Source organism: Streptomyces sp. NRRL B-24085 (assembly GCF_001282115.1).
GTDB lineage: Bacteria > Actinomycetota > Actinomycetes > Streptomycetales > Streptomycetaceae > Streptomyces.
Genome location: NZ_LJBR01000277.1, coordinates 1 through 16,875, shown reverse-complemented (window position 1 = coordinate 16,875; position 16,875 = coordinate 1). Strand labels below are relative to the sequence as shown.

At 69.7% G+C, this 16,875-nt stretch carries 18 protein-coding genes and 1 pseudogene; 8 read left to right on the top strand and 11 right to left on the bottom strand.

Annotation, left to right across the window (positions count from 1 at the left end):
* Positions 1-196, bottom strand: a pseudogene (locus AOJ26_RS42210) (hypothetical protein); the annotation flags it as partial.
* 486 nt (positions 197-682) lie between these two features.
* Here AOJ26_RS42210 and AOJ26_RS27935 point away from each other — a divergent pair.
* The 5 genes from AOJ26_RS27935 (at position 683) to cseC (ending at position 5,178) form a co-directional block, all read left to right on the top strand.
* Positions 683-1,618: an A/G-specific adenine glycosylase gene (locus AOJ26_RS27935; protein ID WP_053851133.1), complete on the top strand. Its 936-nt coding sequence runs from the start codon at positions 683-685 to the stop codon at positions 1,616-1,618.
* A gap of 235 nt (positions 1,619-1,853) precedes the next feature.
* Positions 1,854-2,396, top strand: coding sequence for a SigE family RNA polymerase sigma factor (locus AOJ26_RS27930; RefSeq protein ID WP_020122536.1), 543 nt, complete (start codon positions 1,854-1,856; stop codon positions 2,394-2,396).
* A complete protein-coding gene (locus tag AOJ26_RS27925; protein ID WP_053851132.1) occupies positions 2,381-3,058 on the top strand; it encodes a hypothetical protein in 678 nt (225 codons plus the stop codon). The genes AOJ26_RS27930 and AOJ26_RS27925 overlap by 16 nt, the downstream gene beginning before the upstream one ends.
* 65 nt (positions 3,059-3,123) lie before the next feature.
* Complete coding sequence (gene cseB / locus AOJ26_RS27920; RefSeq protein WP_053851131.1) at positions 3,124-3,828, top strand: two-component system response regulator CseB; 705 nt, start codon at positions 3,124-3,126, stop codon at positions 3,826-3,828.
* Between the two features lie 15 nt (positions 3,829-3,843).
* Positions 3,844-5,178 carry a two-component system sensor histidine kinase CseC gene (gene cseC, locus AOJ26_RS27915; protein ID WP_053851130.1) on the top strand — a complete coding sequence of 445 codons (1,335 nt, stop codon included), beginning with the start codon at positions 3,844-3,846 and terminating at the stop codon, positions 5,176-5,178.
* Positions 5,179-5,195: 17 nt separating this feature from the next.
* Here the strand turns inward: cseC and AOJ26_RS27910 are convergent, their stop codons facing one another.
* From AOJ26_RS27910 to AOJ26_RS27895, 4 genes are all read right to left on the bottom strand, one after another.
* Positions 5,196-6,047: a class I SAM-dependent methyltransferase gene (locus tag AOJ26_RS27910; RefSeq protein ID WP_078960051.1), complete on the bottom strand. Its 852-nt coding sequence runs from the start codon at positions 6,045-6,047 to the stop codon at positions 5,196-5,198.
* Positions 6,038-6,472 (bottom strand): VOC family protein, encoded by a 435-nt coding sequence (locus AOJ26_RS27905; protein WP_053851128.1) that lies wholly within the window; start codon positions 6,470-6,472, stop codon positions 6,038-6,040. Before AOJ26_RS27905 ends, AOJ26_RS27910 begins: the two co-directional genes overlap by 10 nt.
* Positions 6,469-6,987 (bottom strand): helix-turn-helix transcriptional regulator, encoded by a 519-nt coding sequence (locus AOJ26_RS27900; RefSeq protein WP_053851134.1) that lies wholly within the window; start codon positions 6,985-6,987, stop codon positions 6,469-6,471. Before AOJ26_RS27900 ends, AOJ26_RS27905 begins: the two co-directional genes overlap by 4 nt.
* A 150-nt stretch (positions 6,988-7,137) precedes the next feature.
* The gene (locus AOJ26_RS27895) at positions 7,138-8,703 is read right to left on the bottom strand and encodes an MDR family MFS transporter (protein WP_053851127.1); all 1,566 of its coding nucleotides are present in this window, start codon (positions 8,701-8,703) and stop codon (positions 7,138-7,140) included.
* Between the two features lie 142 nt (positions 8,704-8,845).
* On the opposite strand from AOJ26_RS27895, the gene AOJ26_RS27890 reads away from it, so the two are divergent.
* The gene (locus tag AOJ26_RS27890) at positions 8,846-9,442 is read left to right on the top strand and encodes a TetR/AcrR family transcriptional regulator (RefSeq protein ID WP_053851126.1); all 597 of its coding nucleotides are present in this window, start codon (positions 8,846-8,848) and stop codon (positions 9,440-9,442) included.
* A 6-nt stretch (positions 9,443-9,448) separates the two neighbouring features.
* Here the strand turns inward: AOJ26_RS27890 and AOJ26_RS27885 are convergent, their stop codons facing one another.
* Positions 9,449-9,997, bottom strand: a complete 549-nt coding sequence (locus AOJ26_RS27885; protein WP_053851125.1) for a M23 family metallopeptidase — start codon at positions 9,995-9,997, stop codon at positions 9,449-9,451.
* Positions 9,998-10,367: 370 nt separating this feature from the next.
* Between AOJ26_RS27885 and AOJ26_RS27880 the strand changes: the two genes are divergently transcribed.
* Positions 10,368-11,003: an HAD family acid phosphatase gene (locus AOJ26_RS27880; protein WP_053851124.1), complete on the top strand. Its 636-nt coding sequence runs from the start codon at positions 10,368-10,370 to the stop codon at positions 11,001-11,003.
* 94 nt (positions 11,004-11,097) lie between these two features.
* Here AOJ26_RS27880 and AOJ26_RS27875 read toward each other — a convergent pair whose 3' ends face one another.
* Positions 11,098-13,623, bottom strand: a complete 2,526-nt coding sequence (locus tag AOJ26_RS27875) for an ATP-dependent Clp protease ATP-binding subunit (RefSeq protein ID WP_053851123.1) — start codon at positions 13,621-13,623, stop codon at positions 11,098-11,100.
* A gap of 430 nt (positions 13,624-14,053) precedes the next feature.
* Here AOJ26_RS27875 and AOJ26_RS27870 point away from each other — a divergent pair, with 430 nt between their 5' ends.
* Positions 14,054-14,872 (top strand): SCO3374 family protein, encoded by an 819-nt coding sequence (locus tag AOJ26_RS27870; RefSeq protein ID WP_053851122.1) that lies wholly within the window; start codon positions 14,054-14,056, stop codon positions 14,870-14,872.
* A 35-nt stretch (positions 14,873-14,907) separates the two neighbouring features.
* On the opposite strand, the gene AOJ26_RS27865 is transcribed toward AOJ26_RS27870, so the two are convergent.
* The 4 genes from AOJ26_RS27865 to AOJ26_RS43960 all read right to left on the bottom strand — a co-directional run bounded on the left by AOJ26_RS27865 (position 14,908) and on the right by AOJ26_RS43960 (position 16,739).
* A complete protein-coding gene (locus AOJ26_RS27865) occupies positions 14,908-15,243 on the bottom strand; it encodes a histone-like nucleoid-structuring protein Lsr2 (protein WP_031044473.1) in 336 nt (111 codons plus the stop codon).
* A 231-nt stretch (positions 15,244-15,474) separates the two neighbouring features.
* A complete protein-coding gene (locus tag AOJ26_RS27860) occupies positions 15,475-16,023 on the bottom strand; it encodes an amino-acid N-acetyltransferase (RefSeq protein WP_053851121.1) in 549 nt (182 codons plus the stop codon).
* Positions 16,024-16,032: 9 nt separating this feature from the next.
* Complete coding sequence (locus AOJ26_RS27855; protein ID WP_078960050.1) at positions 16,033-16,425, bottom strand: BlaI/MecI/CopY family transcriptional regulator; 393 nt, start codon at positions 16,423-16,425, stop codon at positions 16,033-16,035.
* Between the two features lie 149 nt (positions 16,426-16,574).
* Positions 16,575-16,739: a hypothetical protein gene (locus AOJ26_RS43960; RefSeq protein WP_037717523.1), complete on the bottom strand. Its 165-nt coding sequence runs from the start codon at positions 16,737-16,739 to the stop codon at positions 16,575-16,577.
* Positions 16,740-16,875 lie beyond the last annotated feature (136 nt).

Below are 16,875 nucleotides of genomic sequence, written 5' to 3'. Positions count from 1 at the left end.
GGCCGGGGGTGATCGTGGAGGGGGAGGGATTCTTGTCGTTGGGCCCGTCCGCGCCGTTCTTGCCGCCTCCGCCGCCGGAGGTGACGATCCACGCGATCAGCAGCGCCAGCACGGCTAGGACGGACAGCATGACGGCCCTCCGTCGCCAGTAGATGGAGGAGGGAAGCGGCCCGACCGGATTGCGCAGAGATCCCACGGCGCAAACTGTACGAGAGATCGGCGAGTTCGCCGTCCTCACCCGCCGCCCGGCGCCACAACTTTTCAGGATCATCATTCCGGAACTGACACGTGACGATCGCGGGCTGTGACCGTATCCGCCTGCCGCCTACCGTCCGTGACCGTGGACTTCGGGGATGCCGATGTCCACCGGCACATCGCCGACGTCACCGACGACACCCGCACGTGGGTACGACACGGCGGCGGGACGTGGACGGAGAGCGGACTCCCGTCCCCCGGTGCGCCGTTCTCCCCCGCCGCCCCCGCGTTCGCGATCGCGTCCCTTGCAGCTATGGCCAGGGCCGGTCACCGACTCCGCCGCGCGCGCCGTGAGTTGCCCGCCGCTCCCGGCGTCGCCCCTTGCGGTGCCGGGTCGGCCCGCACCGCCGTCGGTCATCAGGTCCAGGCGCCCCCGGGGTGGCGGTCCGCCCGCGCGGGCCCCCGGCCATGGCAGGATCGGAAGGCCATGACTGCGCCCACGAAGCCCCCGCACAGCAGCCCCGCCGACGGCATCACCGACGCTCCCCCCGGAGCGGGCCTGCACTCCCCCGTCATCGACTGGTTCGACGAGCACGCCCGGGACCTGCCGTGGCGGCGGCCCGAGGCCGGGCCGTGGGGGGTGATGGTCAGCGAGTTCATGCTCCAGCAGACGCCCGTCAGCCGGGTCCTCCCGGTCTACGAGCAGTGGCTCGCGCGGTGGCCGCGCCCCGCCGACCTCGCCGCCGAGGCGCCCGGTGAGGCCGTGCGCGCCTGGGGCCGGCTCGGCTATCCGCGCCGGGCGCTGCGGCTGCACGGCGCCGCGGTCGCCATAACGGAACGGCACGGCGGTGACGTACCCACGGACCACGCGCAACTGCTGGCGCTGCCCGGGATCGGCGAGTACACGGCGGCCGCCGTCGCCTCCTTCGCGTACGGGCAGCGGCACGCGGTGCTGGACACCAACGTGCGGCGGGTGCTCGCCCGGGCCGTGACCGGTGTGCAGTACCCGCCGAACGCCACCACCGCCGCCGAGCGCAAGCTCGCCCGCGCGCTGCTGCCGGAGGACGAGAGGACCGCCGCGCGCTGGGCCGCCGCCTCCATGGAGCTCGGCGCGCTCGTCTGCACGGCCAAGAACGAGACGTGCCAGCGCTGTCCCATCGCCGCCCGGTGCGCCTGGCGGCTCGCGGGCAAGCCCGAGCACGACGGGCCGGCGCGGCGCGGACAGACGTACGCCGGTACCGACCGCCAGGTGCGCGGCAAGCTGCTCGCCGTGCTGCGGGAGGCCCACACACCCGTCCCGCAGGCGGCCCTCGACCGGGTGTGGCACGAACCGGTGCAGCGGGCCCGGGCGTTGGACGGTCTGGTCGCGGACGGGCTCGTCGAACCCCTCCCGGGTGGTTTGTATCGGCTGCCGTTGACATAGCCCGGCACGAGCAAACCGGCAAATCCCCCTGAACCGGCGCGAACACCCGCGCCGGTTTACCCCTTTTCGGCTTCCGTTACACAACCGACGGACAGCCGATTGCCAGCCGCGCGCTGCTCCGCACAGCCCCGTGACAACAGCTCCGTAGCTTCGTTGCCATGCCGCACACCAGGCGGCAGCAGACGTGAAGACAACCGGCAGGGACTGCCGGAACGGGGATCAGGAGGCGGTCGACATGGCTCAGGGCGAGGTGCTCGAGTTCGAGGAGTACGTCCGCACCCGGCAGGACGCGCTGCTGCGCAGCGCACGCCGTCTGGTCCCGGACCCGGTCGACGCGCAGGACCTGCTCCAGACGGCGCTCGTGCGGACGTACGGCCGCTGGGAGACCATCGAGGACAAGCGGCTCGCGGATGCCTACCTGCGCCGGGTGATGATCAACACCCGTACGGAGTGGTGGCGGGCCCGCAAGCTGGAGGAGGTGCCGACCGAGCAGCTCCCGGACGCCTCGGTCGACGACTCCACCGAGCAGCACGCGGACCGCGCTCTGCTGATGGACGTCATGAAGGTGCTGGCCCCCAAGCAGCGCAGCGTCGTGGTGCTGCGACACTGGGAGCAGATGTCCACGGAGGAGACGGCCGCCGCCCTCGGCATGTCGGCCGGTACGGTCAAGAGCACGCTGCACCGGGCGCTCGCCCGGCTCCGCGAGGAGCTGGAGGCCCGCGACCTGGACGCACGCGCGCTGGAGCGTGAGGAGCGGGAGCGTTGCGCGGCGGCCTGACCGAACCCGGGCCCACCCGGCCGGACCTCGCTCCGGTCCGGGGGATCTTCCAGGCGGCGAGCACGGCGGTGGCCGTGCTGGCCGCCCTCGCCCTTTTCGTCTCCGCCTGCGCCACCGGCGGCACCGGCACCCGTGACGAGGGTCCGGCGCACGCGGTCGCGGGGACCGGCGTCTCCCCCTCCGCCATGCCGTCCGCCATGGCCTCCCCGCGCCTGGACCGCAAGGGCGCGATCGCCCTCCTCCGGTCCGACCCGAAGGTCTCCGAGGCGGTTAAGCGCGATCTCGAACCCTGCGGCACCGACCAGTACCCGGTCGACCTCTTCTACGGCGACCTGACCGGCGGCCCGGCCGACGACGTCGTCGTCAACGTCGTGACCTGTGCCGATCTGGTGGGCGTCGGCTCGTACGTGTATCGCGAGGAAGACGGTTCGTACCAGAATGTCTTCCAGACCGAGGAGCCTCCGGTCTACGCCGAGATAGACCGCGGCGACCTGGTGGTGACCAAGCAGGTGTACGAGAAGGGCGACCCGGTGTCGGACCCGTCCGGCGAGAACGTGATCACGTACCGCTGGGCCTCGGGGCGGTTCGCCGCGGTGTACCGGACGCACAGCGACTACAGCAACGTCGTCGGCAAGGATCCGACGCCGGTGCCCGACAACTGAACCGATCGGGCCGCCCGCAACGATCCCCCAGTGACCGCAACCACCCCGAAGAGTGAGAGCACCGGATGGCAGACCAGACCCACGTGCTGTTCGTCGAGGACGACGACGTCATCCGCGAGGCCACCCAACTCGCCCTGGAGCGGGACGGCTTCGCGGTCACGGCCATGCCCGACGGCCTGTCGGGCCTGGAGGCGTTCCGGGCGGACCGCCCCGACATCGCCCTGCTGGACGTCATGGTGCCGGGCCTGGACGGGGTCAGCCTGTGCCGCCGTATCCGCGACGAGTCCACCGTGCCGGTGATCATGCTGTCGGCGCGGGCCGACTCGATCGACGTGGTGCTCGGTCTGGAAGCCGGCGCCGACGACTACGTGACCAAGCCGTTCGACGGGGCCGTCCTGGTCGCCCGGATCCGCGCGGTGCTGCGCCGCTTCGGGCACGCGGGCGGGACCGACAAGGGTGATGTCGGCGCGGACGCGGCCGCCGGGGGTGTGCTGACCTTCGGGGAGCTGGAGGTCGACACCGAGGGCATGGAGGTGCGCAGGGGCGGGCAGCCGGTGGCGCTCACCCCGACCGAGATGCGGCTGCTGCTCGAGTTCTCCTCCGCGCCGGGCACGGTCCTGTCCCGGGACAAGCTCCTGGAACGGGTGTGGGACTACGGCTGGGGCGGTGACACCCGGGTCGTCGACGTCCATGTGCAGCGGCTGCGGACGAAGATCGGCCAGGACCGGATCGAGACGGTCCGCGGCTTCGGCTACAAGTTGAAGGCCTGAGCGGGGGGCCTGGGCATGCGGGGGATCCTTCGGGGCCCGGTGACGGAGCGCGTGGTGATGCGGACGGGGCTGAGATGGAAGCTCAGCGCGGCCATCGCGCTGGTCGGCGCGCTCGTGGCGGTCGCGCTCAGCCTGGTCGTGCACAACGCGGCCCGCGTCTCGATGCTGGACAACGCGCGCGACCTCGCCGACGAGCGCATCCAGATCGCCCAGCGCAACTACGAGCTGACGGGCAAGCCGAACTTCCCCAGCATCGCGGTCGACGACCGCCGTCTGCCGCCCGCGCTGCGCGAGAAGGTCGAGGAGGGCCGCCGGGCGACGTACGTCTCCGACCGGCCCGACCGGGGGCCGGACATCTGGGCCGCGGTCCCGGTCAAGGGCGGGCACGTGCTGTCGCTGCACACCGGGTTCACGGACCGCAGCACGGACATCCTCAAGGATCTTGACCAGGCCCTGGTGATCGGCTCCATCGCGGTGGTCCTCGGCGGCAGCGCGCTCGGCGTGCTCATCGGCGGGCAGTTGTCGCGGCGGCTGCGCAAGGCGGCGACCGCGGCGAACCAGATGGCCAAGGGCGAGACGGACGTCCGGGTCAGGGACGCGATCGGCGGGGTCGTACGGGACGAGACCGACGACCTCGCGAGCGCCGTGGACGCCATGGCGGACGCGCTCCAGCAGCGGCTGGAGGCCGAGCGGCGGGTGACCGCCGACATCGCGCACGAACTGCGGACGCCGGTGACGGGCCTGCTGACGGCGGCGGAACTGCTGCCTCCGGGGCGGCCCACGGAACTGGTCCTGGACCGGGCGAAGGCCATGCGCACCCTCGTCGAGGACGTCCTGGAGGTGGCCCGGCTCGACGGCGCCTCCGAACGGGCCGAGCTCCAGGACATCCTGCTCGGCGAGTTCGTCACCCGCCGGGTGGCCGCCAAGGACCCGGAGATCGAGGTCCGTGTGGTGCACGAGTCGGAGGTCACGACCGATCCGCGCCGCCTGGAACGCGTCCTGTTCAACCTCCTCGCCAACGCCGCCCGGCACGGCAGCCCGCCCATCGAGGTCACCGTGGAGGGCCGCGTCATCCGCGTCCGCGACCACGGGCCCGGTTTCCCCGAGGACCTCCTCGCCGACGGCCCGAGCCGCTTCCGCACGGGCAGCGCGGACCGCGCGGGGCACGGGCACGGTCTGGGACTGACCATCGCGGCCGGCCAGGCACGGGTCATGGGAGCACGGCTGACCTTCCGCAACGTCCGTCCGGCGGGAGCCGCCGACGGGGTCCCGGCGGAGGGCGCGGTGGCGGTGCTGTGGCTGCCGGAGCACGCGCCCACGGCGACGGGGAGCTACCCGCTGCTGCCCTGAGCCGCGGCCGGAGCCGCTCAGGTGGTCGCCACCACCAGCTCCTCCCCCCTGGACGGCCGTACGCCGTCCGTCCTGCCCCGGAAGTACCGCCGGTCCAGTTCCTCCACCGGGACGTGCCGGACGTCCGGGAAACCGCACTCGCGCGCCAGGGTCAGGATCTCGGCGGGCCTGAAGAAGCTGAGGAAGGGTGTCCCCGCCGCCCGCGCTCCCCGTACCGCCGCGTCCACCTGGGCCCGCTGGTCCGGCTCGACGTCCTCCGGCGGCCGCAGGAAGGTCGTGACCAGCGCGGAACCCGGGGCGAGCCCGGCGACCGCGCGGAACGTGGCCTCGTTCGCCTCCCGGGTGAGGTACATCGTGACGCCCGTGGAGGCCACCACCGCGGGGCGCCCGGGATCGAAGCCGGCCGCGGCCAGCGTCCCCCGCCAGTCCCCCTCGAAGTCGACCGGTACGAGCCGCAGCCACTCGGGGACGCCGAGACCGAGATTCTCCAGCCGCCGGCGCTTCCAGGACTGCGGTCCCGGCCGGTCCACCTCGAAGACCCGCAACCCGCGCTCGGCGGCGATCTCCGGTCTGCGCTGGGCGAACGTGTCGAGGCCGGCCCCGAGGACGACGTACTGACGGACGTCCCGCTCGACGACGAGGTCCTCCACGAACCGGGTCCGCGCCACGATCGAGGCCCGGGTGCGGCGGGTGGCGTCCACGTCCATGTCGGGCCGGTCCCGCCATCCCTCGTCCGGGTCCGCGAGCCGCAGCCCGATCTCGTCCTCCAGCACGTGCGGCGGCGGGTCGGCGCGCACGTGCAGGGCCCGCCACAGGGCGACCCGGATGGCGGTGTGGTCGGCCTCGGCCACGCCCTCCGTCACGCCCAGTCCTTGGAGAAGTCCAGCTCGTCACTGCGCTGGGTCAGCGAGTACCAGTTGCCGTTGTCGTCGCGGAAGATCGCCTCGATGCCGTACGGCCGCTCCTGGGGCTCCTGGACGAACTCCACCCCGCGCGCCCGGAACGTCTCGTAGTCCCCGCGGCAGTCGTCGGTGCGGAACGCGCCCGCGCCCATCACGCCCTTGCCGACGAGCTTCTTCAGCGCCTCGGCGGACTCGGGGTCGAGACCCGGGCCGTCGAGGCTCATCAGCGCCAGCTCGACGCCCTGCTGCTCCTTCGCTCCGACGGTGACCCATGTCATGTCGCCCATCGAGACCTCGCTGCGCACCTCGAAGTCCAGCTTCTCGGTGAAGAAGGCCTTGGTGCGCTGCTGGTCGAAGGTCCACACGGTGGTGATGCCCAGGCCCTGGATCATGGCTCCGCTCTCCTGTCGTCGGGGAATTCGTCCGGGGATTCCTCTCCGTCACCGTAGGCAGCGGCGGGGCCGGGTCGCTTCTTCGAAGTTGCGGTCCTCGCGGTGTCTCTCGCGGTGTCTCTCGCGGTGGGGAAGCCGCCGGCCCAGAGCATGGCGTAGCAGCCGGGGATCAGGGCGGCGCCGCGGCCCACGTGCTCGGTGCGGTACTCGCTCGGGGCGAGTCCGGTCCGCGCCTTGAAGCGGGCGGAGAAGGTGCCGAGGCTGCTGAACCCGACCAGGTGGCAGATCTCGGTCACGCTCAGGTCGGCGCCCCTCAGCATCTCCTCGGCCCGCTCGATCCGCCGGTGCGTGAGGTACTGCCCGGGGGTCTCGCCGTACGTCTCCCTGAACACCCGGATGAAGTGGTAGCGCGAGTACCCGGCATGCGCGGCGACGGCGTCCAGGTCGAGGTCCGGATCGGCCCAGTCCCGGTCCATGGCGTCCTTGGCGAGCCTGATCTGCCGCACTTTGTCCATGGGGCCGATGGTGACACGCGGCACTGACATCGCCCTCGCTCGCACGAAGAAGGCCCCCCGGGGCGGACACCGTCCGGGGGGCCTTCGGTTCGGGGCTTTCGGTTCTTGCCGTTCTTCCGGTGCTGTCGGCGCCTTCGCTTCGGAGTCGGGTCAGACCTCGACGAGCGGGGTCGGCGCCGCGTCCTCCGCCGCCTTCTGGGGTCCCGCTCCCTTCAGCGGCACCTCCTTGACGAACACCGCCGCCACCAGCGAGAGCACGGCGACGATCGAACCGAGCAGGAACGCCGAGTGCGTGCCCGCCGACACCGCGAACTGGTACGCCTCGCGCACCGCGTCCGGCAGCTTCTCCAGGCTCTTCGCGTCCAGCTGGGCGGACTGCTCGGTCACCTTGGAGCCCAGCGCCCCGCCCCGCTCGGCCATGGTGTCCTGGACGCGGTGGTTGAACAGCGCCCCCATGATGGCGACACCGAAGGAGGAGCCGAGCGTACGGAACAGGGTGGTGGAGGAGGACGCGACGCCCATGTCCTTCATCTCGACGCTGTTCTGCGCGACCAGCATGGTGATCTGCATCAGGCAGCCCATGCCGAGACCGACGACGGCCATGAAGACACCCGAGGTGAACCGCGAAGTCCCGGTGTCCATGGTCGACAGCAGGTACAGCCCGATCACCATCAGGACGCTGCCGAGGACCGGGAAGACGTAGTACCGCCCGCTGTTGGTGGTGATCCGGCCCGCGACCATCGAGGTCACCAGCATCGCGCCGAGCATCGGCAGGAGCAGCAGCCCGGAGTTGGTCGCGGAGGCGCCCTGCACCGACTGCTGGTACAGCGGCAGGAAGAGGGTGGCGCCGAACATCACGAAGCCGGTGATGAAGCCGATGACCGACATCAGCGTGAAGTTGCGGCTGCGGAAGATGTGCAGCGGTACGACCGGCTCGGCAGCCTTGGTCTGCCAGAACACGAACCCGACCAGCGCGGCGACGCCGATGCCGATCAGCTCCATGATCCGCGCGGAGCTCCAGGCGTACTCCGTGCCGCCCCAGGTGGTCACCAGCACGATGGCGGTGATGCCGACGGTCAGCAGGGCGGCGCCCAGGTAGTCGATACGGGCCTGTGCGCGCTTCTTCGGCAGGTGCAGCACCGCGCTGATCAGGGCGAGCGACACGACACCGAGCGGCAGGTTGATGTAGAAGGACCAGCGCCAGCCCCAGTTGTCGGTGATGGTGCCACCGACCAGCGGACCGCCGATCATCGCGAGCGCCATGACGCCGGCCATCATGCCCTGGTACTTGCCGCGCTCCCGGGGCGGGATCAGGTCGCCGATGATCGCCATGACACCGACCATCAGACCGCCGGCGCCGAGACCCTGCACGGCCCGGAAGCCGATGAGCTGGCCCATGTCCTGGGCCATGCCGCTGAGCGCGGAGCCGACCAGGAAGAGCACGATCGAGCTCATGAAGACGCCCTTGCGGCCGTACATGTCGCCGAGCTTGCCCCAGAGCGGGGTCGCGGCGGCGGTGGCCAGCGTGTAGGCCGTCACGACCCACGACAGGTGCTCGAGTCCGCCGAGCTCGCCCACGATCGTCGGCATCGCGGTGCCCACGATCATGTTGTCGAGCATCGCGAGCATCATGGTGATCATCAGCGCGAGCAGGACGACCCGCACGCTGCGCTGTTTCTTGTCCGGCTCCGTCTCGACCGTCTGTGTGTCCGCCATCGTTCCCACTCCCCTGAGGTCCTGCGGTACTGCCCCGCCGGGGCACTTACTTGCCGCCCGGCTAGTTGTCTACACTGGGGAAGGTAGACGCGTAACTAGCCGGGCGTCAAGTAAGTTTTATGGAAAGCCGAGGAGCACGAGGATGGGCGGCACCATGGACGTCACGAAGCAGCAGCGCCGCGGCAACACACGCCAGCGAATCCAGGACGTGGCCCTCGAACTCTTCGCGGAGCAGGGGTACGAGAAGACGTCACTGCGGGAGATCGCCGAGCACCTGGACGTCACCAAGGCGGCGCTCTACTACCACTTCAAGACCAAGGAAGAGATCCTCGTCAGCATCTTCGACGATCTGACGCAGCCGATCCTCGACCTCATCGAGTGGGGCCGCAAGCAGCCGCACACGCTCGAGACGAAGCAGGAGATCGTACGGCGCTACAGCGAGACCCTGTCGGGTGCGACGCCGCTGTTCCGCTTCATGCAGGAGAACCAGGCGACGGTCCGTGAACTGCGCGTCGGCGAGACCTTCAAGGAGCGCATGCAGGGGCTGCGCGAGATCATCGTCGACCCCGAGGCGGACCTGACCGACCAGGTCCGCTGCGTCAGCGCGCTCTTCACCCTGCACGCCGGGATGTTCTTCCTCCAGGACATCACCGCGGACCCGGAGGCCAAGCGCCAGGCGGTCCTGGAGGTCGCGACCGACCTGATCACGCAGGCCCATCGGGGCGGCCCGGGCGCCTGACCCCGGTCAGACCTTCACGCCCTTGGCCCGCAGGAACGCGACCGGGTCGATGGCCGAGCCGTAGTTCGCGGTCGTGCGGATCTCGAAGTGCAGGTGCGGGCCGCTGGAGTTGCCGGTGTTGCCGGACAGGGCGATGCGCTGACCGGTCTTGACGACCTGGCCGACCTTGACCTTGATGCGGGAGAGGTGGGCGTACTGCGAGTACGTCCGGTTGCCGTGCTTGATCACGATGGCGTTGCCGTAGGCGGCACCGTCACCGGCACCCCCCGGACCCGCCTTGACGACGGTCCCGCCGTGCGCGGCGACGACGGTCGTACCGCTCGGCACGGCGAAGTCCTGCCCGCTGTGGGTGGACTGCCACATGCCACCGGCCTGCGCGTAGCTGGCGCTGAGCGTGTACTTCTTGACCGGGTCGACCCAGGAGGCCGAGGAGGACGCGGCCGAGGCGACTCCGGCCCCCAGCACAGCCGTGGCCCCGACGGACGCGGCCATGACGGCCACACGGGTGCGGAGCAGGGACGTACGGGAGGAGCGGGGGGAGACGCGCTGGAACATTCGGAACCTCGTGAAGCCGGGGACAGGAGAAACCACCCGGCACATGAGGACGACCGGATGGCGCATCCCTTGGTAACCCCAGTGGCCGAACAGGCCCAAATGGCCCATCTACGACGGAATGTAGTAATGGGTCGAGAAGGTGCGTACAACAGGTATGGCGCGCTCGGTAAATTTGCTCACTATTCCCGCTAGTAATGGACAAATCACCTGTGCGGCAAGTCACCGGCGACCCTCAGGCAAAAGTCCCGTCATGTGACGCACGTCTCTGGCCACTTACCAGTCAGTAACCCTACGGTTCCCCTCGCGCCACCCTCGCCCCCGAACATGCACCAGACAACGGCATACGGACGTGAGAGGACCCCCACGAATCATGAGTAGCAGACGCGCCTGGGCGCGCCGCACCGCCGTAACCACCGTCTCCGCAGCCGCACTCGTGGCCCTGGCCGTGCCCGCAGAGGCCACGACGGCCACCGCAGGCACCTCCACGACCACCGCCTCGACCGCCGCCGCGGACGTCGACTACGCCACCTGGCAGTCCGACTGCCAGGCCGTGATGAACCAAGCCCTCCCCTACCTGAAGACGCGCATCGCCGCCCCCGGGCCCGGCGAGAAGCAGGCGATCGTCCTCGACATCGACAACACCACCCTGGAGACGGACTTCGGCTTCAGTTACCCCTCCCCGGCCAACAAGCCCGTCCTGGAGGTCGCGAAGTACGCCCAGGAGCACGGCGTATCCCTGTTCTTCGTGACCGCCCGCCCCGGCATCATCGCCTCGGTGACCGACTACAACCTCAAGCACGTCGGCTACCAGGTCAACGGCCTCTACGTCCGCGGCTTCGTCGACCTGTTCAAGAACGTCGCCACCTACAAGACCGCCCAGCGCGTCGACATCGAGAACAAGGGCTACACGATCATCGCGAACATCGGCAACAGCGCCACCGACCTGTCGGGCGGCCACGCCGAGAAGACCTTCAAACTCCCGGACTACGACGGCCAGTTGTCCTGACCCACACGCAGTCGGCCGCACAGGCGCGCACACGCCAGAGGGGCCGGTGCCCGAAGGCACCGGCCCCTCTAGTCGGCCCTGCGGCCGGTGAGGCTTACGCCTCCTTGCTCAGGTTCGGCCCGGCACCGCCGGCCGCCTGCTCGATCGGCGGGACGTCGGGCAGCGCCGACTTCTCCTCGCCGCGGAAGGTGAAGGTCTGGGTCTCGCCCTCGCCCTCCGTGTCGACGACCACGATGTGACCGGGACGCAGCTCGCCGAAGAGGATCTTCTCCGACAGCGTGTCCTCGACCTCGCGCTGGATGGTGCGACGCAGCGGACGCGCACCCAGCACCGGGTCGTAACCCTTCTTGGACAGCAGCTCCTTGGCGGACTGGGAGAGCTCGATGCCCATGTCCCGGTCCTTGAGGCGCTCGTCCACCTTGCCCACCATCAGGTCGACGATCTTGAGGATGTCGTCCTGGGTGAGCTGCGGGAAGACGACCACGTCGTCGACGCGGTTGAGGAACTCGGGCCGGAAGTGCTGCTTGAGCTCGTCCGAGACCTTGTTCTTCATGCGCTCGTAGTTGGTCTTCTTGTCGCCCGAGGCCGCGAAGCCCAGGTTGAAGCCCTTGGAGATGTCCCGGGTGCCGAGGTTGGTCGTCATGATGATGACCGTGTTCTTGAAGTCCACGACCCGGCCCTGGGAGTCGGTCAGGCGACCGTCCTCCAGGATCTGGAGCAGCGAGTTGAAGATGTCCGGGTGGGCCTTCTCGACCTCGTCGAAGAGGACGACGGAGAACGGCTTGCGGCGGACCTTCTCGGTGAGCTGGCCGCCCTCTTCGTAACCCACGTATCCGGGGGGCGAACCGAAGAGCCGCGAGACCGTGTGCTTCTCGCTGAACTCCGACATGTCGAGGGAGATCAGCGCGTCCTCGTCACCGAAGAGGAACTCGGCGAGCGCCTTGGACAGCTCGGTCTTACCGACACCGGACGGGCCGGCGAAGATGAACGAACCACCGGGACGCTTCGGGTCCTTGAGGCCCGCACGCGTACGACGGATCGCCTTCGACAGCGCCTTGACGGCGTCGACCTGGCCGATGACCCGCTTGTGGAGCTCGTCCTCCATGCGCAGCAGACGCGAGGACTCCTCCTCGGTCAGCTTGAAGACCGGGATGCCGGTGGCGGTCGCGAGGACCTCGGCGATCAGCTCGCCGTCGACCTCCGCGACGACGTCCATGTCGCCGGCCTTCCACTCCTTCTCCCGCTTGGCCTTGGCGGCGAGGAGCTGCTTCTCCTTGTCGCGCAGGGAGGCGGCCTTCTCGAAGTCCTGCGAGTCGATCGCGGACTCCTTGTCGCGGCGGACACCGGCGATCTTCTCGTCGAACTCGCGCAGGTCCGGCGGCGCGGTCATCCGGCGGATGCGCATCCGGGAACCGGCCTCGTCGATCAGGTCGATCGCCTTGTCCGGCAGGAAGCGGTCCGAGATGTACCGGTCGGCCAGGGTCGCGGCCTGGACGAGGGCCTCGTCCGTGATGGACACACGGTGGTGGGCCTCGTAGCGGTCGCGCAGACCCTTGAGGATCTCGATGGTGTGCGGGAGCGAGGGCTCGGCGACCTGGATGGGCTGGAAACGGCGCTCGAGGGCCGCGTCCTTCTCCAGATGCTTGCGGTACTCGTCCAGCGTGGTGGCACCGATGGTCTGGAGCTCACCGCGGGCCAGCATCGGCTTCAGGATCGAAGCGGCGTCGATGGCGCCCTCGGCGGCACCCGCACCGACCAGCGTGTGCAGCTCGTCGATGAACAGGATGATGTCGCCGCGGGTGCGGATCTCCTTGAGGACCTTCTTCAGGCGCTCCTCGAAGTCACCGCGGTAGCGGGAGCCGGCGACCAGCGCGCCGAGGTCCAGGGTGTAGAGGTGCTTGTCCTTGAGGGTCTCGGGCACCTCGCCCTTGACGATGGCCTGGGCGAGGCCCTCGACGACGGCGGTCTTGCCGACGCCGGGCTCACCGATCAGCACCGGGTTGTTCTTGGTACGGCGGGACAGCACCTGCATGACCCGCTCGATCTCCTTCTCGCGCCCGATGACCGGGTCGAGCTTGGACTCACGAGCGGCCTGGGTGAGGTTCCGGCCGAACTGGTCGAGGACCAGGGACGTCGAGGGGGTGCCCTCGGCAGGCCCGCCGGCGGTGGCGGTCTCCTTGCCCTGGTAACCGGAGAGCAGCTGGATGACCTGCTGCCGCACCCGGTTCAGATCTGCGCCCAGCTTGACCAGGACCTGGGCGGCGACGCCCTCGCCCTCACGGATCAGGCCGAGCAGGATGTGCTCCGTGCCGATGTAGTTGTGGCCCAGCTGAAGGGCCTCGCGGAGCGACAGCTCCAGGACCTTCTTGGCACGGGGGGTGAAGGGGATGTGCCCGGACGGGGCCTGCTGCCCCTGCCCGATGATCTCCTCCACCTGCTGGCGGACCGCCTCGAGCGAAATCCCGAGGCTCTCAAGGGCCTTGGCGGCGACACCCTCACCCTCGTGGATCAGGCCCAGGAGGATGTGCTCGGTGCCGATGTAGTTGTGGTTGAGCATCCGGGCTTCTTCCTGAGCCAGGACGACAACCCGCCGCGCGCGGTCGGTGAACCTCTCGAACATCGTTAATCGCTCCTCAGAGCGGTCAGGCAGTGGGGGGAACTTCCCCTCCCTGTCCTTCCGCAGCTTAGTCCCGCAAGCGGGGACCGCTCATTCCAACTGCCGACACCGTCGATGGCCTCCTGACCCCGAACGCCGACATCTGCTCCAACCCGATGGTGCGAGACGATGTTCCCGCAGGCCAGGCAGTTACCCCAGTCGCCAGTACGCCGATGGCGAACGTGAGACGTCCTTTCCTGCGTGTCGCCCCCTCCCACTAGGGATGTCTTACCCGCTCCGACCGACACTCCATGCCGTACGCCCCCCGTCCCTCCGCTACGGGCGAACAACCTTGTGCCACCCCGCACCTCCGCACGCCCCCTCCTCAAACACTCTTCGCACACGTCGGCGCACCCAGCGTAACTCTCGCGCCCTTCCGGCGGTTGCACTCGGCATGGTTGCCGGCCACCTCCCTCGCACCTCGGAACGCACCGCGGTCCCGCTGCCCCGACGGCCGCCCGACCGGGCCTCCGCCGGCGACGATCAGGTCCGCCGCTGGTACGAGAACGAACTGGGCTGGCCCACGGTGCCCGCGAGCACCCCCGAATCTCCCGTACGTCTGCGGGTGGGCCCGCGCTTCGACGTCCTGGACGTCCCGGCCGAGGCGGGCCGCGCGGCCCTGCGCCACCTCGCCGGGGCGTCTCCGGTGGCGCTGCGGGGCGGCCGCATGCGGCTCCTGGTGGCGGCGGGCAGCGCGGAGGAGCTGCCCGGAATCCTGGAGTGGCTGGAGTGGGGCTCGCTCCCGCTGGACCTGCGGGCGATCGGCACGGACGGCTCCATGACGGCACCGGCACTGCCCGGGACGGTGCCGGGCGGGCCCGCGGGAGCGGTGTGGGGCCGGGCGCCGGGCGGCCCCGCCGGGGCGACGCGGCGGCCGGGCACGGGCGCGTGGCGCTCGCCCGGGACGGAAGCGACCGGGCTCACCGGAGCGGCACCGGGCCGGGTGTCGGCCGGATCCCCGAGCCGGTCAGCCGCGCCAGGGACGGGCGGGCCCGTCGCGGCGGCGCTTCCCGGAAGGGAGCACGAGGCTCCCGACGCCCCGCAGGGGGCCGCCGTGTGGCTGCGGCCCCCCGAGCCTGGGTGCGAGGTCGAGGCCTCGCTGCCGACGGTGTCGGCACTGGGGGGCGGTGGGGGCGCCCCCGATCTCGTACGCGTCGTGAACACGCTGGCGACGCACTGCCACCGGATGCGGCTGCGGGGCGCTCGGGCATAAGCCTTCGCGGGCCCCGGCCTTCGTGCACCTCTCGATCAGGCGTTGGCCTTCTCGTAAGCCTCGCGAATGCTCGCCGGAACACGGCCGCGGTCATTGACCTCGTAACCGTTCTCCTTGGCCCAGGCACGGATCTGAGCGGTGTCCTGGCTGCCACCGGAAGCGGCCCGCGTCTTTCCGCGCCCGCCCGAAGCACGGCCTCCGGTGCGGCGACCGCCCTTCACGTAGGGCTCGAGAAGGCCACGAAGCTTGTCCGCATTGGCGGTCGTGAGATCGATCTCGTACGTCTTGCCGTCCAACGCGAACGTGACGGTCTCGTCCGCCTCGCCGCCGTCGATGTCGTCGACAAGAAGGACCTGAACCTTCTGTGCCACCGGATTTCCTTTCATCCAATACTTGAGGGCCGGGGGCCTGCGGCGTCCGCCGTTTCGCCGTCCCCTGTTATATGCAGTACTGCAGTACGTCGGAAAGCAAACCGCTTTTGCTGGAAAAACACAAACCCCCGGGAGAGACCGACAGGGACCTCCCCGTCCGGAAACATGCGCGTTTCGGACATAGGGAACCTGGGCACGGGCGGGCCCCGGAAGCCCCGGAATCCTTGGCGATCACAGATGCAGAAGCATCCGGCTGTTGCCCAAGGTGTTCGGTTTCACTCGTTCGAGACCGAGGAACTCTGCCACGCCTTCGTCATAGGAACGCAGTAGCTCTGCGTAGACATCGGTGTCAACGGGTGTCTCACCGATCTCGACGAAGCCGTGCTTGCCGAAGAAGTCCACTTCGAAGGTGAGACAGAAAACGCGGCGAACACCGAGCCAGCGGGCCGTCTCCAACAACTTCTCCAGCAACTGGTGCCCGACCCCGGCACCCTTCAGTCCGGGCTTCACGGCGAGAGTGCGCACTTCCGCGAGGTCTTCCCACATGACATGCAGGGCCCCGAAGCCGACCAGCTCGGCGTTGTCGTCACGCTCGGCGACCCAGAACTCCTGGATGTCCTCGTAAAGCGTCACCGTCGCTTTGTCGAGCAGGATGCGGTCGCGGACGTAGGAGTCAAGGAGCCGTCGGATGCCGGCGACATCGCTGGTGCGGGCCCGCCGGACGGTGATGGCTTTTGCGGTGACTTCGGGGTTCTCGGCGGAGGGGCTCTTCGCGGACATGAGCGGACGCTATCGCCCGCCGTCCCGCGTTGTGGAGTCGGGGTTCTCCACGGACGGCCCCTGGACGATGCGTACGGCGTCCTGGAGTGCCAGTCGCTGTTCCTCGCTCATCATCCCGAAGAAGGCGACGAGAGCGGCGGCGGGGTTGTCACTCTGCGACCAGGCGTCGTTCATCAGTGCGGCGGCGTAGGCGGCCCGTGTGGAGACCGCCTCATATCGATAGGCCCGGCCTTCCGCCTCACGGCGCACCCAGCCCTTCTGATGGAGATTGTCCAAAACGGTCATCACCGTGGTGTACGCGATGGACCGTTCCTGCTGAAGGTCTTCCAGGACTTCTCGAACGGTGACCGGGCGGTTCCACTTCCACACCCGCGTCATGACCGCGTCTTCGAGTTCTCCCAATGGGCGAGGCACAGCTCAGCACAATAGTGGGAGATCCGGCTATCGGCGTGACGGACGTGCTCTTTCGACGTCAAACAGCAACAAAAAGGGCGTACGACTCCGAAAGCACGGTGGCTCGGGGAGTCGTACGCCGACGGGGGAAGGGCCGGTCAGTCGGCCTGCTTGGTCGCCTCCGCGCGCGCGAGGGCGGCGTCGACGGCCGCGTCCTCCTTGGCCTTGTTGGCCCCGCCCTGGGTCTTCACGATGACCCGGATCACACCGATGAAGAACACGGCCATGACGACCGGGGGCACGAGCGCGGAGACGTAGTCCATGTCTCCAGGGTAGCCAGCCGCACCGGGACAACTCGGGCGGGGTGCGGCCGACCGGCGTTCAGCCCGCGGCGAGATGCTGGGGCGGGTTCGCCGGCGGCGGGGCCGGCTTGCGGCGGGGGAAGACCTCGCCCGGGGT